4 protein-coding genes are annotated in these 24,849 nt (G+C 64.4%); all 4 read right to left on the bottom strand.

Annotation, left to right across the window (positions count from 1 at the left end):
* Positions 1 to 64: 64 nt before the first annotated feature.
* The gene (locus ACEN93_RS26510) at positions 65 to 1,021 is read right to left on the bottom strand and encodes an alpha/beta hydrolase (RefSeq protein ID WP_103386381.1); all 957 of its coding nucleotides are present in this window, start codon (positions 1,019 to 1,021) and stop codon (positions 65 to 67) included.
* Positions 1,022 to 1,096: 75 nt separating this feature from the next.
* Positions 1,097 to 13,423: a non-ribosomal peptide synthase/polyketide synthase gene (locus tag ACEN93_RS26505; protein WP_495610697.1), complete on the bottom strand. Its 12,327-nt coding sequence runs from the start codon at positions 13,421 to 13,423 to the stop codon at positions 1,097 to 1,099.
* A 13-nt stretch (positions 13,424 to 13,436) separates the two neighbouring features.
* Positions 13,437 to 21,272, bottom strand: coding sequence for an amino acid adenylation domain-containing protein (locus ACEN93_RS26500; protein WP_495610696.1), 7,836 nt, complete (start codon positions 21,270 to 21,272; stop codon positions 13,437 to 13,439).
* Positions 21,269 to 24,670 carry an amino acid adenylation domain-containing protein gene (locus tag ACEN93_RS26495; RefSeq protein WP_495610695.1) on the bottom strand — a complete coding sequence of 1,134 codons (3,402 nt, stop codon included), beginning with the start codon at positions 24,668 to 24,670 and terminating at the stop codon, positions 21,269 to 21,271. Before ACEN93_RS26495 ends, ACEN93_RS26500 begins: the two co-directional genes overlap by 4 nt.
* Positions 24,671 to 24,849: the final 179 nt, after the last annotated feature.

Genomic DNA, 24,849 nt, shown 5'->3' with positions numbered 1-24,849 from the left:
TACAGCGCCCATGAAAAAACCCCGCATTGCGGGGTTTTTTCTGGTCTGCGAATTTGTCTGGGGTTCAGTTCAACGCGCGATTCAGCGCACGGCTCAGGGTTTCGTGTACCTGCAGGACATCGGGCATCACCGACGCCAGCCTGAGCAAATCGTGGGTCAACCCCGGGCAGTGCTCGAGCTCGACGCTCACACCGTGCTCACGCAACTTGTCGACATACGCCTGGCCCTCATCGAGCAGCGGATCGAACCCGGCCAGCACGACAATGGCCGGGGCGACGCCACGCAGATCTTCGGCCAGCAACGGCGAGAAACGCCAGTCCTGATAATCTTCCGGGGTGCGCGCGTAATGCCCGTAAAACCAGTCCAGTGTCTCGTCTTCCAGCAGATAGCCTTCGCTGAACAAGGTACGCGAATCATGGGCACGCGAAGCGTCGGTGACCGGATAGCACAACAACTGAGCCTTGGGCGCGATGGCCACGGTGTGCGGCTGAACCACCGCTTGCACCGCGAGTACGGTGGCCAGCGTGGCCCCGGCGCTGTCACCGCCGAAGGCGACCCGGCCCGAGTCCAGGCCCAACGAAGCCGCGTGTTCGGCCAGCCACGACAAAGCGTCCTCACCGTCTTCCAGTGCCGTCGGGAAACGGTGCTCCGGCGCCAGTCGATAGCCCACGGAGAGCACCGCGCACGGCGTGCGCCGGCAGAACTCGCGACACACGCCGTCATGGGAATCGAGGCTTCCGACCACAAACCCGCCACCGTGGAAATACACCAGTACCGGCATCGGCGCTGCCACACCGTGCGGGCGATACAAGCGCAGTGCCAGAGACGCACCGTCCCGGGCGGTAGCGCTGATGGCCTGCACGTCCAGGTCTTCGGGCGCCGTCCAGCGCAACTGCGCAGTGGTCTGTTCGAAGGTGTCCCGGGCCTGGGCCGGGGTCATTTGGTGCAGCGCCGGCAGACCGGCATCCTGGCTGTCTTGAGCCAGATCGAGAAAGGCTTCCAGATCAGGGTGTAACGACATCGCGAAGATCCTTGTATCAGCAAAAAAGGGGCGCGCCTCGGCGACGCCCCCCAAAATTGATCCAGCGTGCAGCGATCAGCCCACACGCGCCATGCAATGCTCGATCAGCGCTTCAAGTTCACGCTGGTAATCCTGCATCAGTGCGTCCATGGTGCCGGCGCGGTAACGCTGGCTGCTGTAGATGCAGCGCAACGCCAACTGGCCGTCATACACCTGGCCGACAATTTCCAGCCAGTTGCCCAGGTTCGCCTTCAGGCTGTAGTTGTCACCGGTCTCCTCCAGCGCCGGCACCAGCAGAGCCTGCTCGTCGAAGCTCTGGTCGAACTGCCCCAGGTAGTTGAACGTCACCCGCGCCTGCGGCAGATCCGCCAGTTGCCGGGATACCTCGGCGCCCGCCAGATGACGCAGCACGCCGTAACCGATGCCCTTCTGCGGCACCGCCGCCAGCTGCGCCTGTACGTCGATGATCGAACGTCCGATATCGTCGCTGTCCGGACGCAACCGCACCGGGAACATGCTGGTGAACCAGCCAAGGCTGCGGCTCAGGTCGATGGATTCGAACAGATCCTCGCGGCCGTGCCCTTCCAGCAGAATCAGCGCCGATGGCTGGCCGCTCCAGCGGCACAGGGCCCGACCGAGTGCCGACAGCAGCAGGTCGTTGATTTGCGTGCGATAGACCGCCGGCGCCTGCTTGAGTAATTGTTCGGTGTGCTCGCGGGACAACTTGAGCCGCGCCTGCGCCTGCTGCCGCACCTGGTTCTTGCCACGGTAGTTGTCGCACGGCAGATCGACGCCCGGTTGATCCAGTTGTTCCAGCCAGTACGCCAGTTCCTGTTCGGCAATCGCCGGGGCCTTCGCCTGCAAGGCCTCGGCAAACGAACGATAGCTGCTGGTACGAATCGGCAGTTGCGGCGTCAGCCCTTGCACACACGCTTCATAAGCGGTTTTCAGGTCATCGAGCAGGATCCGCCAGGACACGGTGTCGACCACCAGGTGATGAATCACCACCAGCAGTCGCGCCTGACCATCCGGCAGGGCGACATGCATCACCCGCCAGACCGGCCCGTCGTCCAGTTTGAGGCTGCGCTGGGCAAGGTTGGCCAGCGCTTCGACCTGCTCGCTGTTCTCGGCCTCACGGCGCCAGAGCACCGCATCGCCCTGTTCGGTGGCTGTGCAGTAGCGTTGCAGCCAGCGCCCGTTCTCCTGAGTGAAGCGCAGGCGCAGCGAGTCGTGGTGTTGCTCGATCCAGCCCAGGGCCTGTTCGAGCGCATCCAGATCCAGTGGCTGGCGCGCACTCAACAGCAGTGACTGGTTGTAGTGATGGGCTTCGGACATGCCCTCGGCGAAGAACCACTCCTGGATCGGCAACAGATTGAACAAGCCCTCGCCCGCCACCTGCGTGACGTCCACCAGTGGCTGTCCGGCGCCTTCCTTCGTCACGTTCTGTTCGACGATGCCGGCGATGGTCTGATAGCGCATCAGATCGCGCAGCTTCAGCTCCATCTGCAACGTCGGATGGTTCCTGACCCGGGAAATGACCTGCAGGCTGAGGATCGAATCGCCGCCCAGTTCGAAGAAGTTATCCGTGATGCCCACCTGCTCGACTTGCAGCACCTGGGCCCAGATCTCGGCCAGCAGTGTTTCCTGCTCGTTGCGCGGGGCGACATATTCCTCGCTCTTGAAGTCCGGCTCCGGCAGCGCCTTGCGGTCGAGTTTGCCGTTGGGCGTGACCGGGAAAGCACTCAGGCAGACAATCTGCGCCGGCACCATGTACTCCGGCAGCGAGGCGCGCAGCCCAGCCTTCAGTTCATCGCCCACGTCTTCGCCCGTCGGCGTCACCACATAACCGATCAGTTGCTTGCCGGACGCATTGTCCCGGGCGATCACCAGCGCATCGGTCACACCCTCCAGTTGGCGCAGGCTGGCCTCGACTTCACCCAGCTCGATCCGGAAACCGCGCACCTTGACCTGATGGTCGATGCGCCCGACGTAATCGACCACGCCGTCCTGACGCAAACGCACCAGGTCGCCGCTGCGATACAGACGCTCGCCGACCGCGAACGGATTGGGTACGAAGCGCTCGCAGGTCAGATCTGCACGGCCGTGGTAACCACGGGCAACTCCATAACCGCCGATGTACAGCTCACCGGCAAAACCTGGCGGCAGCGGGTTCAGATCCTCGTCCAGCACGTACAGCGAACGTGCGCCGACGGCACGACCGATCGGTGCATAGGCCGCGTCACACTGCTGGCTCACCGGTACCTTCCAGAGCATCGGCGTGACCACGGTTTCCGTCGGGCCATAACCGTTGGTGAAGTACTCGGGGCGCAGGGCCGCCTTCACCTGTTCGAAGGTCTGGTCCGGCACGGCATCGCCGCCGAAGCAGTAAATGCGCACCGGTGGTGGCGCGATGCCGCTGGCCGCCGCGTACTCCGCCAACTGCTTGAGATAGGCCGGCGGGAAGCAGGCGATGGTGACGCCATACTCGTGCAACGCGGCGTAGGTCTGCTCCGGCGTCCACAGGCAACCGTCGCGAATCACCAGACGGCCACCGCTGTAGAGCGTACTCAACCAGCGCTCATGGGCACCGTCGAAAGCGAATGACATGAAGTGCAGCTCGCAGCTGCTGGCGTCCATTTCATACAGCTCGGCGATAGCCTGACAGTGCATGCTCAACGGCCCTTGCGTGACCGCAACGCCCTTCGGCCGACCGGTGGAACCGGAGGTATAGACCAGATACGCCAGCCCCTGCTCCTGCACGCGGCAGACTGGCGCGTGATCGGGGTAACGGGTCTCGTCGAGGTGATCGATTTCCAGACGCAACAGTCCTTCGGGCGCCGGCAAGGTGGCGCGCAGGCTGCTCTGGGTCAGCAACAGGGCCATGCCCGAATCCTCGATCATGTACGCCAGTCGCTCAGGCGGATAATCGATGTCCAGCGGCACGTACGCCGCACCGCTCTTGAGCACCGCGAGGAAGCTGACGACCATTTCCAGCGAGCGCGGCAGCGCCACGCCGATCACCACTTCCGGACCCGCCCCGTGTTCGGTCAGACAGTGGGCCAGACGATTGGCCCGTTGTTCAAGTTCGGCATAGCTCAGGCTCAACCCGGCGCACTGCAGGGCAATAGCCTCTGGTTGATGCTGTGCATGCCGGCTGATCAGTTGCGGCAGCAGCACCGGTTCGTGGCTGGAGACCGGTTCGGCACTCCAGGCGTGGATCGCCTGCCACTGCTCGTTCGACAGGCGCTGCAGATTGCCCAGTCGCTCGTAAGGCGCACGCATCATCGCTTCGAGGGTGTTTTCCAGCGTCAGGCGAATGCCTTCCACGGCCTCGGCGCTGAAGTGGCTGCGCAGGTACAGGTACTCGATCGACAGCTCGTCACCCAGCATCACCGCGAGGTCCATCGGTACGTTGGTCACGCCGTGGCCGATGGATTTGCCGAAGGTCAGGTCGGTGTCGTTTTCTTCTTGCAGGCGATCATCGATCGGGAAGTTCTCAAACACGATGATGCTGTCGAACAGTGCCTGGCCACCGAGGTTGGACCAGCGCTGCACATCGGCCAGCGGCGCCTGGGAATAGTCACGAATGTCCAGATTGTAGGCCTGCACTTCGCCCAGCCAGTCCGCCAGGCGCTGATCGGCCTGCGGCGTCTGGATGATCGGCAAGGTGTTGATGAACAGACCCAGCATGTTGCCGACATTCGCCAGCCCTTCGGGCCGCCCCGAAACCGTGGCACCGAACGTGACCGTGCGCTGCCCTGTGTAACGCTGCAACAGCAGCAGCCAGGCACCCTGAATCAACGTGTTGGGGGTGATGCGCAGGTCGCGGCAGAACTGCAACAGGCGTGCGGTTTGCGCCTGATCCCAGTTCGAGTAGATCGCATCGTGGCCGGAGACATCGGCCGAGTGCCGCGGATGGATCGCCTGGCTCAACGCCGTCGGTTCGTTGACCGCCGCCAGACGCGCTTTCCAGAACAGCTCCTGCGCGTCCTGATCCTGTGCCTGCAACCAGGCGATGAAGTCGCGGTAACGACCGTTCTCACCGCTGACCTTGCCCTTGGAGTAATACTGCAAGACTTCGCCGAACAGGCGCGAGCTGCTCCAGCCGTCCATCAGGATGTGGTGGCTGGTCCAGATCATCTGATAGCGGTCATCGCTCAGGCGCAACAGCGTCACCCGCTGCAAACGCGCCTGGGACAAGTCGAAGCCGAGGGCACGATCATCGCTGGCGAACCCGGCGATCGATTCATCGCTGACCTCACGCTCGCGCCAGTCGAGCACCTGCATTTGCAGCGGGGCCTGACGATGGACCACTTGCAACGGCTTGGCCAGCCCGTCCTGCCAGTGAAAACTGGTCCGCAGGATCGCCTGGCGATCGATCACAAATTCCCAGGCGCCCCGGAAACGCTCCACATCCAGGCCCTGGATCGGCAAGCTGACCTGGTTGACGTACAGGCTGCTGCCATTGTCCGAGAGCGTATGGAACAGCATGCCCTCCTGCATCGGCGACAGCGGATAAACGTCCTCGATCAGATCCGCCGGCACCGGCAACGCATCGAGCTGCGCCTGCTCCAGACGCGCCAGCGGGTAGCTTTCCGGCGTGCCGTCGGCCTGATGCGCGGACTCCACCGATGCCACCGTCGCCAGTTTCTGCACGGTCTGTTGCTGGAACAGATCCTTGGGGGTAAAGCGGATGCCCTGCTGGCGCGCACGGCTGACCAGCTGGATGGAGATGATCGAATCACCGCCCAGGCTGAAGAAGTTATCGGTCACACCGACCCGGTCAATCTTCAGGATGTCTTGCCAGACCACAACCAGCTGTTGCTCAAGCTCCGTTGATGGGGCGACATAGTCCCGGGCCGACTGATTGACGTCCGGTGCCGGCAAGGCCTTGCGGTCCAGTTTGCCGTTGGGGGTCAGCGGCAGCGCCTCGAGGTACAGCCACTGCGCAGGCACCATGTAATCCGGCAGGTGCGTCTTGAGGGCGGACTGCAGCGATTCGCTCAGCTCATCCTGTTCCTGAAGGCTGAGGCCGGATCGGGTCGGCACCACATACGCCACCAGTTGTTGACCGCTGAGACCGTCCACCGCCAGCACCACGCCCTCGTGCACGCTGCCCTGGGCCAGCAGGCGCGCTTCGATTTCACCCAGCTCGATACGGAAACCGCGCACCTTGACCTGATGGTCGATGCGGCCCACGTATTCGATCCGCCCATCGTCCCACAGGCGCGTCAGGTCGCCGGTGCGGTACATGCGCTCGCCGCTGGTCGAGGCCGGGTTCGGCACAAAACGCTCGGCGGTCAGGCCCGGACGGAACAGGTAACCGCGGGTGATGCCGTCACCGGCCAGATACAGCTCGGCCGCCACCCCGACCGGCGACGCTTGCAGTTGCCCGTCCAGCAGGTAGGCGGTGGTGTTGACCAGCGGCCGGCCGATGTTCGCCTGGCCGCCGGCTTCGCGGCGGGTCCAGGTCGAATAGGTGGTGTCTTCCGACGGCCCGTACAGGTCGTAGACGTGCTCGACCGACGTCTCGCGATACAGGCTGTCGACCACGTTTTGCTTGAGCGGCTCGCCAGCCAGATTGATGATCCGCACGCCATTCGGAATATGCCCGGCACGGTGCAAGGCAGCGATCGCCGACGGCACGGTGTTGATCAGGCGCACCTGATCGCGCTCCGGCAGGTCCGGCAGCTCCAGGGCATTGCGCGCCATGACGATCGAACCGCCACGCGCGAGGGTGACAAAAATCTCCCACACCGACAGGTCGAAGCAGACCGAGGTCGATGCCAGCACACCTTGCAGTTCGGCTTCGCTGTAAACGTCGGCGGACCAGTGGATCAGCGCCTGGACGTTACGGTGGGCAATCGCCACGCCTTTGGGTTTGCCGGTGGAGCCGGAGGTGTAAATGACGTAGGCCAGGTTCGCCGAATCGCCACGCACGTCGAGGTTCTCGGCAGCCGTGTCGGCAAAGGCCTCGCCGCCCGCCTCCACCAGCACCACCTGTGCGTCGGTCTGCGGCAGTTGCCCCAGCAGCGATTGTTGCGTCAGCAGGACCTTCGCCTGGCTGTCTTCCAACATGTACGCCACGCGGTCGGCCGGGTAGTCCGGATCCAGCGGCACGTAGGTGCCACCGGCCTTGAGCACCGCCATCAAGGCAATCACCAGTTCCGCCGAGCGCGGCATCGCCACGCCCACCCGAACCTCGGCGCCGACGCCCAGCGTCACCAGATGACGGGCCAACTGGTTGGCCCGGCGGTTGAGCTCGGCATAGCTCAGGGCTACGCCGCCGTGGCTCAGGGCCACAGCGTGCGGACGGGCCTGGACCTGCGCCTCGAAGCTTTGATGAATCAGACGCTCAGCCGGATACGCGGCGTGGTTGTCGTTCCATTGCGCCAGCGTGTTGTGCTCGGCACCCGACAGCAGCCCGACCTCACCCAACAGGCGTTGCGGCGACTCAAGGAACTGTTGCAGCACCACTTCCAGGTGCGTGGCCAACCCAACTACGCCGCGCTCGGAAAACTGCTCGGTCAGGTAGTTGAAGTCCAGACTCAGGACCTCGCCGGCACCGGCGATCAGGGTCAGGCCGTAGTTGGTCTGCTCGCGGTGTTCCAGACCACCGAAGCGCAGGCCGCCCGGATTGGCCTCCAGCGTCTCCGACACCGGGTAGTTTTCAAACACCAGCAAGGTGTCGAACAGCGCTTCGCCGTTGAGCTCGGCCAGACGCTGGATGTCTTGCAGCGGCGTCTGCTCGAAGTCGCGCAGCAGCAGGTTCTTGTCCTGCACGCTGCGCACCCAGTCGCGCACGCTGACGCCCGGTTGCGGGCTGGCGATCACCGGCAAGGTGTTGATGAACAGCCCCAGTTGCTGCTCGATGCCCGGCAAATCCACCGGACGCCCGGACACCGTGGCGCCGAACGCGACCGTGGCCTGGCCGGTGTAACGCTGCAGAATCAGCAGCCATGCTGCCTGCACCAGACTGTTGAGGGTGACTTGCTGCTGGCGCGAGAAACTGTTCAGGCGACGGGTGAAAGCGGCGTCGAAGGTCAGGCGATGCACGCCCTTGCCCGCCCCCGGCTGCACGTTGCCCGGGCACGCCGAGGCCAGACGGGTCGGCTCGTCGAGCTCGGCCAGTTGCCCGCGCCAGAAAGCCTGCGCGGCCTGTTTGTCCTGGCCTTGCAGCCAGGCCAGGAAGTCCCGGTAACGGCCCTGCGCACCCGGCACCGGATGGCCGGCGTAATCCTGCAACACCTCACCGAACATCCGCGAGTTGCTCCAGCCATCCATCAGGATGTGGTGGCAGGTAAAGATCAGACGATGGCGATCATCGGCCGTACGCAACAGGCACAGACGCAGCAGCGGCGGATTCTGCAAATCGAAACCGCGCTCCAGATCAGCCCGGGCCCGCGCCTCCATGGCCACGGCCAGGTCCGGCTCGTGGCGCATGTCCACTTCCGGCATTTCCAGGGTCAGTTGGCGATGTATGACTTGCAGCGGCGTGTCGAGACCGTCGCGGCCCCAGATGAAACCGGCGCGCAGCACTTCATGGCGATCCACCACCCGCTGCCAGGCTTGCTGGAAGCGCGCGACGTCCAGACCTTCGATGTCCAGCAGCATCTGATAGACATAAGCGCTGGCATCGGCGTCATAGAGACTGTGGAACAGAATGCCCTGCTGCATCGGCGCCAGCGGATAGATGTCTTCGATCCGCTGGGCAACGATCGGCAGGTTGTCCAGATGGGTCTGGGACAACCCGGCCAGCGGCACGTCGGACGGTGTCAGACCACCGCTCGGGTGATTCAGGCAATGGTCGATCAATTCGGCCAGCGCCTCTTCATAGGCACGTGCCAGCGCATGGATGGTCGCGTCTTCGAACACATCGCCGCTGTAGGTCCAGGTCAGGCTCAACTGCCCCTGATAAACCCGGCCATCGATGGTCAGCGTGTTGGCCATCGGCGCCCGTTCGTCCTGCCCGGCGCCCTTGTCTTCAGTGGCCGGCACCCACAACGCGTCTTCATCGAAGTTGTTGTCGAACTGGCCGAGGTAGTTGAACGTCACCTTCGGCTGCGCCGCGCCGCCCAGGACGGCCTGCGCCTCGGCGCTGCCCAGATAACGCAACAGGCCATAACCGATGCCCTTGTTGGGGATCGCCCGCAGTTGTTCCTTGATGCCCTTGATCGACGTTTCGACACCGGCGCCGGGGGTCAGACGCACCGGGAACATGCTGGTGAACCAGCCCACCGTGCGGCTCAGGTCGACATCGTCGAACAGGTCTTCACGACCATGGCCCTCGAGCTGTACCAGCGCGCTCTCGGCACCGGTCCATTCGCACAGCACCTTGGCCAGCGCAGTCAGCAACAGGTCGTTGACCTGGGTGCGGTAGACCGCCGGGGCCTGTTGCAGCAACTGCCGGGTGCGCTCGGCATCCAGACGCGTATCGACGCTGCGCTCGAAACGGTTGCTCAACTGACCCTGCGGGTTGTCCAGCGGCAGCTCGATGCCCGCGCCGCTCAACTGCCCGCGCCAGTAATCCAGCTCGGCTTCCAGCACGGCACTGTGCGCATGCCCTTGCAGGCGCGCGCCCCAGTCCTTGAACGCGGTGGTCTTGGCCGGCAGGCGCACAGCCTGCCCCGCCGTCAGCTGTTGGTAAACGGTTTGCAGGTCTTCCAGCACGATCCGCCAGGACACCCCGTCGACCACCAGGTGATGGATCACCAGCAACAGGCGCTGGCTGGCGTCAGGCAAGTCCACCAGCACCGCGCGGATCAGCGGACCGTTGTCCAGATCGAGGCTGCGTTGCAGTTCCTGGCACAGCGCCGGCAAAGCCGCGCTTTCCTGCAAGGTCACGGTGCGCAGCAGTTCCAGGTTCTGTTCAACCGGCGCGTGGATTTGTTGCCAGCCACCCTCAAGGTCGCGGTAACGCAGACGCAAGGCGTCATGGTGTCGTTGCAGGTGCTGCAACGCCTGCTCCAGTGCAGCCGCCGCCAGTGGTTTGGTCGGAGTCAGCAGGATCGACTGGTTCCAGTGATGACGCGCCGGGATATCGCTGTGGAAAAAGTACTGCTGGATCGGCGTCAGCACCGCCTCGCCGAGCACATCGCCCTGGGTCGCGAGCACCGCGTCACTCTGCTGCGCGACCGTTGCCAGGCGCTGCACCGTCTGATGCTGGAAGATGTCCTTGGGCGTGAAACGGATGCCCGCCTGACGGGCACGGCTGACCACCTGAATCGAAATGATCGAATCGCCGCCCAGCTCGAAGAAATTGTCGTTGAGGCCGACACGCTCGACCTTCAGCACGTCCTGCCAGATGGCGGCCAGTTGCTGTTCCAGCTCACTGCGCGGCGCGGCATACGCTTCCTGCACCTGAGCGACCTGCGGCTGCGGCAGTTGCTTGCGATCGAGTTTGCCGTTGGCGGTCAACGGCAGGCGTTCGAGGAATGCCCAGCTGACCGGCACCATGTAGTCCGGCAAGGCTTCGCGCAGTTGCGCCTTGATCGAATCGCGCAGCGTCGCTTCGGCATCGGCTTGCAGTGCCTCGTTCGGCACGATCCAGGTCGCCAGTTGCTGACCGCTCGGGCCTTCGATCGCAAGCACCACCGCCTCGCGCACCGCCGGATGCTTTAGCAGCCGGGTTTCGATTTCCCCCAGCTCGATGCGGAAACCGCGGATCTTCACTTGATGGTCGATACGACCGATGTACTCGATCACCCCGTCGCCGCGCAGGCGCGCCAGGTCGCCGGTGCGGTACAGACGTTCGCCGGCCTGCGGGTTGAACGGGTCGGGCACAAAACGCGTAGCGCTCATGCCCGGCTGATTCAGGTAACCCCGGGCCAGACCGGCACCGGCGATGTACAGCTCGCCGATGCAACCTTGCGGCACCAGGTTCAGCGCGCTGTCGAGCAGGTACCACGACAGGTCGACGATCGGCTCGCCGATCGGGCTGCTGTGGCTTTGCTCAAGGTCGGCCATCGACAACGGACGATACGTCACGTGCACGGTGGTTTCAGTGATGCCATACATGTTCACCAGCGTCGGTGCACGGTCGCCGAAACGCTCGAACCATGGTCGCAGGTTCTGCACTTCCAGCGCTTCGCCACCGAACACCACGTAACGCAGCGAATGGTCGCGCGAGGATTCACTGGCCAGTTGCATCAGCGGCTTGAACGCCGATGGCGTCTGGTTCAGCACCGTGACGTGTTCATCGCACAGCAGGGTGTAGAAATCTTCCGGGGAACGGGTGACGTCGTGGGGTACGACCACCAGTTTTCCGCCGTACAGCAGCGCGCCGAAAATTTCCCAGACCGAGAAGTCGAACGCGTAGGAATGGAACAGGGTCCAGCTGTCGTCCGGGCCGAAACCGAACCAGTGGTCGGTGGCGCTGAACAGGCGGATGACGTTGCTGTGCGGCAGTAATGCGCCTTTGGGCTTGCCGGTCGAACCGGAGGTGTAGATGACGTACGCCAGGTTGTCCGGCGTGGCCAGGCACGCCGGGTTTTCGCTGTTGCCCGGCTCCAGTGCCTGGCTCAGGTCCAGGCAGGTGAGCCCCGGCGGAATCGGCAACTGTGCCTGCAAATGGCCTTGGGTCAGCAGCAGACCGATGCCACTGTCCTCGATCATGTAGCTCAGGCGGTCTTGCGGGTAGCCCGGATCCAGCGGCACGTAGGCACCGCCGGCCTTCAGCACGGCGACGATGGCGACGATCATGTCCAGCGAACGCTCGACCGCCACACCAACCCGCACATCCGGACCGACGCCGTTCGCGATCAACCGATGCGCCCACTGGTTGGCCCGGCGATTGAGTTCGGCGTAGGTCAGCCGCTGCCCGGCAAAGGTCACGGCGACCGCATCGGGATGGCGCTCAGCCTGAGCCTCGATTACCTGATGGATGCACTGCTCGACCGGGTGCTCGACCCGCGTCGGATTCCATTGGCTCAACAGTTGTTGCTGACGGGCGTCATCGAGCATCGGCAACTGCCCGATGCTGCGCGACGGGTCGGCGACGATCGCCTGCAACAGCGCGGTCCAGTGCTGCGCCAGACGCTCGATGGTCGCCGCGTCGAACATGTCAGTGGCGTACTTGAACACCGCTTCGATCCCGTGGGCCTGTTCGGTGGTGTTCAGGGTCAGGTCGAACTGGGCGGTCTGGCTCTGCCATTCCAGTGGCTCGATGCTCAGGCCATTGAGGCGCGTCTCGACACTGCTGCGGCGTTCGGCCTGATGGTTGAACATGACCTGGAACAGCGGGCTGTGGCTCAGGCTGCGACCCGGTTCCAGGGCTTCCACCAGTTGCTCGAAGGGCAAGTCCTGATGGGCCTGGGCTTCCTGTGCGGTCTGTTTGACCTGACGCAGCAAATCGACAAACGGGATCTGGCTGTCAACGTCGGCCTTGAGCACCTGCGTGTTGACGAAGAAACCGATCAGGCGTTCGATCTCCATCCGGCCACGGTTGGCCACCGGCACGCCGACACGGATGTCCGACTGCCCGCTGTAGCGGTGCAACAGCGCCTGGAAAGATGCCAGCAGCAAGACGAACAGCGTGACGTTTTCCTGCCGCGCAAAGGCTTTCAGGCCTTGGCTCAGCTGCGCATCGAGAATCAGGTTGTGGCTGGCCCCGGCAAAGCTCTGATCGACACTGCGCGCGCGATCGAGCGGCAGTTCCAGCACCGGTTGTTCGCCGCCAAGTTTTTCCTGCCAATAGGCCAGTTGCCGCGCCTGCTCGCCGGCTTCCATCCACTGGCGCTGCCACAAGGCGTAGTCGGCGTATTGAATCGGCAGGGCCGGCAGACCGGCATCGTGACCAAGGCTGAAACCGGCGTAGAGCTGCACCAGTTCTTCGATCATCACTTGCAGCGACCAGCCGTCAGAGACGATGTGGTGCAAGGTCAGCACCAGCACATGGTCGTTCGGGTTGACCTGCAACAGGGCCGCGCGCAACAGCGGGCCTTGCTGCAGATCGAAAGTCTTCTGGCTCTGGGTCTGGACGAACGCCTGGATCGAGGCATCCGGGTCGCTCGCCAGCTCAGGGCTCAACGGGTAAGTCTCCAGTGCAAACGGTCCTGGCGGCAGGATCGTTTGCAGCGGTTGTTCGGTTTCCTGGGAGAACACCGTGCGCAAGGTTTCGTGTCGTTCGATCAGCGCCTGAAGGCTGCGCTCCAGCGCCGACTCATCCAGCGGACCCTGCAAGCGCAGGGCCGTCGGAATGTTGTAGGCCGCGCTGTGCGGCGCCCACTGCCAGAGAAACCACTGGCGCTGCTGGGCGTAGGACAGCAGCAGCGGCTCTTCGGCCGTGCGCTTGAAAACCGGGGCAATGTCAAAGAGGTTGACGCCTTTCTGCTTGAGCAGAACCGCCAGAGCCTTTCTTTGCTTAGCCGAAAGTTGTCCTACCGACTCGATTAACTCTTGCACGCGTTTTTCCCTCTCAAGAAATCAGTTTTTCCAGATCATCGAGGGATAGACGTTTGAGGGCCTCCAGGGATTTAGCCAATTCATCCTGAACGGGCGACATTTCGACGCGCAGCGCCTCGATCCGGTTGCAGAACGCTTTCAGCGTATCGGCTTCGAACAGCTCCTTGAGCGGCACCTTGTCGCCCAGACGCTCCTTGATCCGGGTCACCACCAGCGTCGCCAGCAACGAATGGCCGCCGAGCTGGAAGAAGTTGTCCGCCAGGCCCACGCGCTCGACTTCCAGCACTTCCTGCCAGACCGTCGCCACCTCCCATTGCAAGTCGGTCTGCGGCGCTTCGTACTGCTGCTGCGTCGGGCTGTCGCCCAATGCCATCAGCGCCTTGCGGTCGAGCTTGCCGTTCGGGGTCAGCGGCACCGCCTCGATCACATGCAGGTGCCCCGGCACCATGTGCGCCGGCAAACGACTGGCCAACGCTGCGCGCAGACGCTCGGTCAGCGCCGCCGGATCGGTGACCGGTTGCGCCGCCACGATGTAGCCATGCAGGTGCTTGCCCGCCGCGCCGTCCTGAGCCAGCACCACCGCCTCGCGCACCTCGTCCTGCTCCAGCAGACGCGCTTCGACCTCGCTCAGCTCGATACGGAAGCCACGGATCTTCACCTGATGGTCGGCGCGGCCCAAGTACTCGATATTGTCATCCGCGCCCTGGCGCACCAGGTCGCCGGTTCGGTAAAGCCGCTCGCCGTTGCCGGCATACGGGTTGGGCACGAAGCGTTCGGCGGTCAGCCCCGGGCGCATCAGATAGCCCCGGGTCACGCCGGCGCCGCCCAGGTACAACTCGGCCGCCACACCGGCCGGCAAGCCATTGAGCTGCGTGTCGAGCAGGTACGCCACGGTGTTGTCCAGCGGCCGGCCGATGTTGGCCTGACCGTGCGCGGTGCGCAGGGTGAATGTCGAATACGTGGTGTCTTCCGACGGACCGTACAGGTCGTAGACCTGCTTGACTGACGTGCTCGCGTACAGCGTGTCCACCAGGCTCTGCTTCAGCGGCTCGCCGGCCAGATTGATGGTCGCGACCGACGATGGAATCTGCCCGGCCCGTTGCAGCGCGGCAATCGCCGACGGCACCGTGTTGATCAGCGTGACCCGCTCGCGGGCCGGCAACTCCGCCAGGGCCAGCGCGTTGTCCGCCAGCACCATGCAGCCACCGCTGGCCAGGGTGACAAAGATCTCCCAGACCGACAGGTCGAAGCAGATCGAAGTCGACGCCAGCACACCGCGCAGTTGCTCCTCGCGGTACACCCCTTGCGACCACTGGATCAGCGCAGTGAGGTTGGCGTGACTGATGGCCACACCCTTGGGCTTGCCGGTGGACCCCGAGGTGTAAATGACGTAAGCCAGGTTTTGCCCGGTGATCCCGGCCATTGGCGCGGTGGACGGATACCCGGCCAGCGATTGCTCGCCCTCTTCCACCAGCACCACCTGAGCGCTCAACGCATCAGGCAGCATCGCCTGCGCCGCCGGCTCGGTCAGCAATACCGCCGCACGACTGTCGTCGAGCATGTGCAGCAGGCGTTCCTGCGGGTAATCCGGGTCCAGCGGCACATAGGCGCCACCGGCCTTGAGAATCGCCAACAGCGCGACCAGCATGTCCGGGGTACGGCGCATGCACACACCGACGCGCACCTCCGGCCCCACGCCCAGCGCTTGCAGCTTGTGCGCCAGCCGATTGGCCCGCCGGTCGAGGTGGCGATAGTCGATCTGCTGTTCGGCGTAGATCACCGCCGCCGCATCCGGTCGCTGTGCAACACGGGCCTCGATGAACTCGAGCACCGTGCGCGAATCGGTCGCCGTGACACCGGCCTTGCCCCAGTCGATCGCTTGCTTGCGCTGAGGCTCGTCGAGCAATTGCAAGGTGCCCAACGGTTGCGCGGCGTTGCCGAGGAACTGGCTCAACAGACTTTCGAGCTGACGACTCAGGCCGACGATCGTCGCAGCATCGAACAGGGCCTGATCGTAACTGACGCCCAGGCTCAGCTCGCGACCGGTAACCGCCACCAGCGTCAGCGGGTAGTTGGTCTGCTCCTGACGGCGGATCGCCGAGAACACCAGACCGGTATCCGGCCCCTGTTGCAGGGCTTCGGCCATCGGGTAGTTCTCGAACACCAGAATGCTGTCGAACAGCGCTCCCGCACCGAGTCCGGCCCAGCGCTGAATCTCGTAGAGCGGCGTGTGCTCGTGCTCGCGCAGCGCCAGGTTGAGGCCCTGCACGTGTTGCAACCAGCGCTCGACCGGCATCTCGGCGGACGGCGCCGCCACGACCGGCAAGGTGTTGATGAACAGGCCGATCTGCTGCTCGAGGCCGGGCAGATCGGTCGGACGTCCGGCCACCGTAGCGCCGAAGGCCACGCTGTCCTGACCGGTGTAACGCTGCAACAGCACCAGCCACGCCGCTTGCACCAGGGTGTTGAGGGTGACTTTCTGCTCCCGGGCGAAACGGTTCAGATCCGCCGTCAGCTGTTCGCTGAACAGATGCTGGTGATCGGCATAACCGCTGACGCCGGACGGCTGCGTCGGCACGGCACTGGCCAGCCGCGTCGGCTCTTCGAGTTCGGCCAGCGCCTGCTTCCAGAACGCCCGACTGGCTGGCTGATCGCGCTGACCCAGCCATTCGATGTAGTCGCGATAACGTCCCTGGGCAGCAGTCGGGGTCAGGCCCGCATAACGCTGCAGCACTTCGCCGAACAACTGCGAGGTACTCCAGCCATCCATCAGGATGTGGTGGCAGGTGTAGATCAGGTGATGCGTCGAATCATCGGTACGCACCAGCGAAACCCGCAACAGCGGCGCACCCGTCAGCTCGAAACCGTTGGCCAGATCATCGCCGGCCAGTTGTTCCAGCGCAGTGTCGAGGTCGGTTCGACCCCGCCAGTCCTGCACGCTCCACGGCATTTGCACGCTCTGGCGAACCACTTGTACCGCTGCTGCGGCGTCGCTCGGCCAGACAAACGCGGTACGCAGAATGTCGTGGGCGTCGAGGGTCTGCTGCCAGGCCTGACGGAAACGCTCGACCTCCAGATGTTGCACGTCGACCCGCAGCTGGTTGGTGTACGCCGGGCTGTCGGGATCGTTGAGGCTATGGAACAGAATGCCTTGCTGCATCGGCGACAGCGGGTACAGATCGGTGATCTCCCGGGCCGGAATCGGCAGGGCCGAAAGTTGCGCCTGCGTCAGGGTCACCAGATCGAAATCCGACGGCGTCACGCCGGCCTCGCCGCTGTCGCAGCAGTGATCGATCAGCCGTTCCAGCTCCAGGCGATAAGCCTCGGCCAGTGCCTGCACCGTGTCGGCGCGGTACATGCCCGAACCGAATGTCCAGGTCAGTTCCAGCTCGCCGCCATACACCTGACCGTCGATGCTCAGCCAGTTGCCCAACGGTGCCGCAGGGTCCTGATTGGCCCCGGTGCTTTCGCCGGACGGCACGAACAGTGCGCCCTCGGCGGCACCGAAGTCGCCATCGAACTGGCCCAGATAGTTGAAGGTCACCCGTGGCAGGGCCAGTGACCGCAGCTCGGCGGCGCCAGTCAGGTAGCGCAGCACGCCATAGCCGATGCCTTTGCCCGGCACGGCGCGCAGTTGCTCCTTGATCGCGCACAACGATTCGCCCGGCGCTGCCTGCGGTGTCAGACGCACCGGGAACAGGCTGCTGAACCAACCCACCGTGCGGCTCAGGTCGAGTTCCTCGAACAGGTCTTCGCGACCATGGCCTTCAAGCTGGATCAGCACCGACGGCTGTCGGCTCCAGTCACACAGCACCCGCGCCAGCGCCGTGAGCAGCAAATCGTTGATCTGGGTGCGATACGCGGCCGGAGCAACCTTGAGCAACTTGTGGGTCAGTGCCTGGCTCAGGCGTGAACTGACGCGTAGTGCCTGTTCCTGAGTCTGCACGTCCTGGGCAAAGTCCCGTGGCAACTCCACGTCACCCGCGCTCAGGGTCGTCAGCCAATACTCGCGCTCGCGGCTCAGTGTTTCGCTCTGGGCATAACGGTGCAGGTGCTCGGCCCAACTCTGCAGCGTGCTGCTCTTGCCCGGCAACACCAGCGGCTTGCCCGAGGCCAGTGCGGTGTAACCGAGCTGCAAGTCTTCCAGCAGGACGCGCCAGGACACGCCATCGACCACCAGGTGATGGATCACCAGCAACAGGCGCTGTTCACCGCCGGGCAGATTCGCCAGCACCGCCCGCAGCAGTCGCCCTTGTTGCAGATCCAGACTGCGCTGAGCCAGATCCGCCAGCGCCGTCAGTTGATCCAGGCTGTCCAGATCACGCACCCACAGCAGCTCCGGGTCGCGTTGCTTTTGGAAGGTTGCCTGCCACACATCGCCCGACGCCTGGAAGTTCAAGGCCAGCGCATCATGCTGTTCGATCAGTGCCGCCAGCGCGGCTTGCAGATGACCGGCATCAAGCGGCGCCTGCGGCTGCAGCATCACTGACTGGTTCCAGTGCTGACGCCGGGCAATCGGCGTTTCGAAAAAACGCGCCTGAATCGGCAGCAAAGCCAGCTGTCCGCCAACCTTCTGCGGCGCTGCCGCCACGGGTTTGGCTTCGATCAGTTTGGCCACCGCCGCCAACTGGCCGACGGTCTGCTTCTCGAACAATTGCTTGGGGCTCAACTTGATGCCCTGACGTTTGGCCCGGGCAATGATTTGCAGGCTGAGGATCGAGTCCCCGCCCAGTTCGAAGAAATTGTCGGTGCTGCCCACACGCTCGAGCTTGAGCACATCGGCCCAGATCGCCGCGAGTTTTTCCTCGACCTCGCCCACCGGCGCGACGAAGCGCTGCGTCACCACGCCCGGCACCGGCAAGGCGCGCTTGTCCAGTTTGCCGTTGGCGGTCAGCGGCAATTGCTCCAGCAGGACAACCTGCGCCGGCACCATGTAATCCGGCAGACGGGCTTGCAGTTGCTCGCGCAGGTTTTCAGCCTTCAGCGCTGCACCCGCCGCCGGCACGCACCAGGCCACCAGTTGCAGACGCGCCGGGTCGTCATCCAGCGCCAACGCGAGTACCGCCGCTTCGCTGACACCGTCCAGGCCGAGCAGCACCCGGGCGACTTCCGCCGGTTCCACCCGATACCCGCGCACCTTGACCTGATCGTCGGCGCGCCCGATGAACTCCACCGCCTGCTGGCGATTGCGACGCACCCGGTCGCCACTGCGATAGACCCGCGCACCGGCCGGCCCGAACGGGTCGGGAACGAAGCGCTCGGCCGTCAGCCCCGGTTGCCCCAGATAACCGAAGGCAACACTGTCGCCGCCGATATACAGCTCGCCCGCAACCTGATCGGCCACGTTGTTGAGCACATCGTCGAGCACATACACATGCGCACCGGTCAATGGCGTGCCGACCGGCACACTGCGAGCCCCCGGTTCCAGCGAACCGACTTCGTGGGCCAATACACCGACGGTGGTTTCGCTCGGGCCATAGTGGTTGATGACCCGGCAACCCGGCTTGAGCTGACGCACACGTTCCACCAGCACCGGCGAACAGGCTTCGCCACCGACAATCAGCGCCTGCTCCGGCAGCACATCGGCAGCACGCGACGCCTGCAACAAGGCGGCCAGATGTCCCGGAACGATTTTCAGCATGCCCACCCGGTGTCCGGCCATGTACTCGGCGAAGCGATCCGGATCGAAGCCCAGCTCTTCCGGCAACACATGCAGCAACCGGCCCGAGCACAGCGCGCCGAACAGCACGGTGAACCCCAGGTCCGCCGCGATGGTCGAGACCAGCGCCATGCTGGTGTCCGGCGCCGGATCGAGACGCTCCAGCACCCCGCGCACGTAACTGGCCAACGCACCGTGGCTGACCAGCACGCCCTTGGGTTGACCGGTGGAACCGGAGGTGTGAATTACGTAGGCCGGCGACTGCGACGACAACTCGCAGACCGGGGCCGTCACCGGCTGGTGTTGCCATTGCTGTGCATCGAACGCCAGCCCCTGACAACCGGCGACCGCCAGTTCCGACACCCGCGAATCCCCCTCGACACACACCACTGCGCGAGCCCTCGCGGCGCCGAGCATCTGCTGCAAGCGCGCGGTCGGTGCCTTGACGTCCAGCGGCATGTACACCGCGCCGGCCTTGAAGATCGCCAGCACGCACGTCAGCCAGTCGAGCGAGCGCTCCATCAGCACCGCCACCGGCTGACCGACAACTGCACCGTGGGCCAGCAGATGATGCGCGAGGCGATTGGCAGCCTGATCCAGTGCCTGGAAGCTCAAGCCGCCATTCAGATCCCGCGCTGCCAGCGCTTGCGGCTGGCGCGCGACTTCGCGTTCCCAGTGCTGCAACACCGACTGTGCCGGTTCACGCGGTGCCGCGAGAGCACTCGGCATTGCCGTCGCCACGGTGTGCAGCGGCGCTTGTGGCGCTTTCAGCAGCGCACCGAACAGACCGAGCAAGGCCGGGACAAAACCTTCGACGGTTGCGTGTCGATAGAGGTCGCTGGCGTAGGTCATCTGCCCGTGGATCAACGTGCCGTCGTCGGTGATATCCAGCGCCAGATCGAAGTGCGTGCCGTCCTTGTCCAGCGGATACTCCGCCACGGTCAGGCCCGGCAACGCCATCGAACGCTGCTTCTGCATGCCGACGTTCTGGTTGAACTTGGCCTGGAACAACGGGTTGTGCCCCAACGTACGCTCGGCGACCAACTCGTCCACCAGTTGCTCGAACGGCAGCTCCTGATGGGCCTGCGCGCCGAATGACGCCTCGCGCACCCGCGCCAGCAAGTCCTCGAAACTGCCTCGCTCATCCACCTCGCAGCGCAGCACCTGGGTATTGACGAAGAAGCCGATCAGCCCTTCGACCTCGGCGCGACTGCGGTTGGCGTTGGGCACGCCGACACGGATGTCACGCTCGCCGGCCTGACGCGAGAGGAACAGCGAAAAACCGGCCAGCACCAGCATGAACAGACTGATGCCCTGAGCCCGGGCGAACCCGTTGAGCTGACGTGACAGATCCGCGCCGAAATCGAAGCTCAGGGTCTGGCCTTCAAAACTCTGGGTCAGCGGCCGGGCGAAGTCCGGGGCGACTTCCAGCAGCGGATGCTCCTCACCCAGTTGCTGGCGCCAGTAATCGAGTTGACGCTCGCCCTCGCCCGCTTCCAGCCAGCGCCGCTGCCAGATGGCGTAGTCGGCGTATTGCAAGGCCAGCGCCGGCAACTGCGGCTCGCGCTCCAGGCTGAACGCCTGATAGCACTGCACGAATTCCTTGACCATCACGTCCATCGACCAGCCGTCGGAGACGATGTGGTGCATGCTCACCACCAGCACGAACTCATCGTCCGCCAGGCAAAACAGACTGGCGCGCAGCAACGGGCCGTGGCGCAGATCGAACGGCTGCGCCGTCACCTTCTGCACGTGCTCGGCCAGCGCCTGCTCGCGTTCCTGCGCGGCGATACCGGTCAAGTCGATGCGTTCCAGCGCAACACCCTGCGGGTCAAGGATCACCTGATGCGGCTGGTCGCCGTCGGTGCGGAACACCGTGCGCAGCACTTCATGGCGCGCCAGCAAGTGATCGAACGAGCGGGTCAGCGCCGCTTCGTCCAGCCGTCCTTTCAGGCGCAGGCCGGCGGCCATGTTGTACGCGGCGCTCTGCGGTTCGAGCTGCCAGAGAAACAGCAAACGCTGCTGGGCGAACGACAGCGGGATCTGCGCGCAGTCGTGGCGACTGACCGGCAGCGGCAGCAGGCTGAAGTCCTTGCCCTCTTCGCGCAGCCTGGCCAGAAACAGCCGACGCCGCTCAAGCGGCAAGCCGACGAACCTTTTAGCGATGCGCTCCGCCATGGTGCCGCTCATACTTCTTCTCCTTCCAATTCATTCATGAACAGGTCCATGTCGGACCAGTCGTTATCCGCTGCCCCGTCGGCCAACTGCGCCACTGCCTGGGCCAGTTCACCGAGCAGCGGCTTTTCGAACAGGTTGCGCAGCGGCAACACCACGTTCAGCTGTTTCTTGATCCGGCCGATCACTTGCGCCGCCAGCAGCGAATGGCCGCCCAGCTCAAAGAAGTGATCGTCCAGACCGACGCGAGGCACTTGCAGGACATCCGCCCAGATCTGCGCCAGGGCTTGTTCGATGTCCGATTGCGGGGCGCGGTAATCGACCTGCAGTTGATCCATGTCCGGCGCCGGCAAGGCCTTGCGATCAAGCTTGCCGCTCGGCGTCAGTGGCAATTCCGCCAACAGCAGCAGATGGCCCGGCACCATGTAGTCCGGCAGCCTGGCTTGCAGCGAAGCCCTGACCTGCTGACGGAACGCCGACTGACCGGCCACCCCGTCGAGCACGTCCTGATCGGCCACCAGATACGCCACCAGTTGCAGGCTGCCATTGAGCGGCAAGGCCAGCACCACGGCCTCGCGGATGCCCGGGCATTGCTGCAGGCGCGATTCGATTTCACCCAGCTCGATACGGAAGCCGCGAATCTTCACTTGATGGTCCACGCGACCGACGTATTCCACCGCGCCATCAGCGCGCAAACGTGCGCGGTCGCCGGTGCGGTACAGGCGCTCGCCGCTGGCAAACGGGTCGGCAATAAAGCGCTCGGCGCTCAGGGTCGGTTGTCGGTGATAGCCGCGCGCCAGGCCCGGACCACCGATGTACAACTCGCCCACCGCGCCTTGCGGCAGCAGGTTCAAATCATCGTCCAGCACGTACAGCCGACGTGCGGCCAGACCGTGACCGATCGGAATGCCGCGCCACGACACGGCGTCAGCGGTCAGCGCCGAGCAGTCGTGGATCGTCGACACCACGGTGGCCTCGGTCGGCCCGTAGGTATTGAGCAGGCGCACATGACCCAGCCCGGCCTGCTGCCACAGGCGCAGACCGTCCACCGCCATCGCCTCGCCGCCCACGTGTATCTGGCGCAGCGCACCGAAATGCGCTGGAGGATTGGCGGCGTATTCCTGCACCAGCCAGTACCAGTACGCCGCCGGCAAGTCGGCCTGGGTGATGCCGTGCTCGAGGATCACCTGATGCAATGTCGCGCTGTCCCACAGCCGTGCGTCGCGCAGCACCACGCTCGCGCCGTGACAGAGCGGCGGGAAAAACTGCTCGACGAAGCCATCGAAGCTGCTGGTCGCGAACTGCAAGACCCGGTCGCCTTCGCGCAGGTCGCTGTAGTCGATGGCGCGCTCGATGAACTCGCTCAGCGCGGCATGACTGATCGCCACGCCCTTGGGCCGACCGGTCGAACCGGAGGTGTAGATCACGTAGGCCAGGTTCTGCGGCTCGACCGTCACCGGCAGATTGTCGCTGGCGCCATCATCCGGCAGCGTGTCGAGGCAAAGGCTTTGCACGCCGTCGAGAGCCGGCAGAGCGGCCAGCGTCTGACGGTCGGTCAGCAACAGTTTCAGCCCACTGTCGTCGAGCACATGGCACAGGCGCTCGCCCGGCGTCTGCGGATCCAGCGGCACATACGCGCCGCCGGCTTTGAGCACCGCCAGCAAGGCGACAGCCAGCTCCAGCGAACGCCCCAGTGCCACGCCGACCAGCACGTCCGGGCCGACACCCCGGGCGCGCAGTTGATGGGCCAGGCGATTGCTGCGCCGGTTCAGTTCGGCATAGCTGATCGAGGGTGACGGCTCGCTCGCCAGAATCACCGCCGGCGCCTCGGGGGTTCGGGCCACTTGCGCTTCGAACAGGGTCTGAAAGCTGTCCAGTCGCGGACTCTCTTCAGTGGCCTGGATCAGACTTTCCTGTTCGGCAACGGCCAGCATCGAAATATTGCCGATCAACTGCTGCGGATCACGGCAGACCGACACCAGCACGTTGCGCCAGTGCCCGGCCAGCGCGGCGATGGTGGACTCGTCGAAAATGTCGGTGGCGTAGGTGAACGCGGCGAACAGTTGCTCGCCCTCTTCACGGGTATCGAGCATCAGATCGCTGGTGGCCGCATGCTCCCGGCCGCTGCCGGTCAGTTGTTCCTCGGTCAGGTAACCGACCCGCAAGCCGGATGCCAGCTGCGCCTGCTGCAAATCGGTCACCAGCGGCTGGTGGTTGAACATCACCTGGAACAGCGGGTTATGGCTCTGACTGCGGGCCGGTTGCAGGGCTTCGATCAAGGCATCGAACGGCAGATCCTGATGGGACTGCGCGCCGGCCGCGCACTGGCGCAGGCTCTGCAACAGATCGGCGAAACGGCTGTTCGCGGTAACCACGCTGCGCAGGATCTGCGTATTGACGAAGAAGCCGATCAAGCCTTCGGTTTCGCTGCGGGTGCGGTTGGCGATCAGGCCGCCGACGCGAATGTCGGTCTGGCCGCTGTAGCGATGTAGCAAGGTCTTGAACGCCGCCAGCAGGACCACGAACAGGGTCACGCCCTGACGTTGGGCAAGGTTCTTCAGATCCTGGCGCAGGCTGGCGTCGATGACCGTTTCCAGACGCGCGCCACGGTGACTGGCCTGGGCCGGGTACGCACGATCGGTCGGCAATTCAAGCACCGGGTGTTCGTCGCCCAGTTGCGCGCGCCAGTAGTCGAGCTGACGCTCGCGCTCGCCCGCCTCCAGCCAGCTGCGTTGCCACAGCGCATAGTCGCGGTAGTGCACGGTGATCGCCGGCAATTGTGGCTCGCGCCCGGCCACCAGCGCATCGTAGGTGCGCATGAATTCATCGATGAGAATGTTCATCGACCAGCCGTCGGCAATGATGTGGTGCAACGTCAGCAACAGCACGTGTTCCTGTGCGTCCAGCCGCAGCAGACGCAGGCTCAGCAACGGCCCGTTTTGCAGATCGAAGGCTTGCGTGGCCTCCGCCATCATGTGCTGTCGGGCCAGCGGCCAGCGCTGTTCCTCGGGCAACGCGCTCAAGTCAGTGAGGGTCAGCTTGACGGGCTGCGGTTCGGCGACTTTCTGAAAGGCTTGCTCGCCCTCCTGACCGAACGTGGTGCGCAGGCACTCATGCCGCGCCGCCAGCAGACTGAACGCCTGCTCCAGCGCCTCGGGCTGCAACTCACCGTTCAGGCGCACAGCCATCGGCAGGTTGTAGGCGGCGCTTTGCGGATCCATCTGCCAGAGAAACCACATCCGCTGCTGGGCATAGGACAGGCCGTCACGCTCGGCGGCCCCAATGCAGGCGGTCATGGGCAGCTGCGCAAAATTGATCCCTTCACGGGCCATGCCGGCGAGAAACAAACGACGTTTGTCCTGAGGCAATTCGATAAAGCGGCGGGCTAGTTTCTGTGCGTCTGCGGCATTCATGCATGGGGTCCTTGCTGATCGGCGGCGTGACCAGGAGGCCCGGTCGTATCAACAAGAACGAATGACAAACGCAATGATTTAGCGGGGCCGGGCAATCACCGGCCGACGGTTGCCGGGACTGGCGCACAAACGCCGAGGCCGGCTCACGACCGGCTTCGACAACCACCCGTTCAACTGAT

The organism is Pseudomonas sp. Pseusp21 (genome assembly GCF_059492145.1).
The sequence above is the reverse complement of the archived record's forward strand: the minus strand, read 5'-3'. Positions and strand labels throughout refer to the sequence as shown.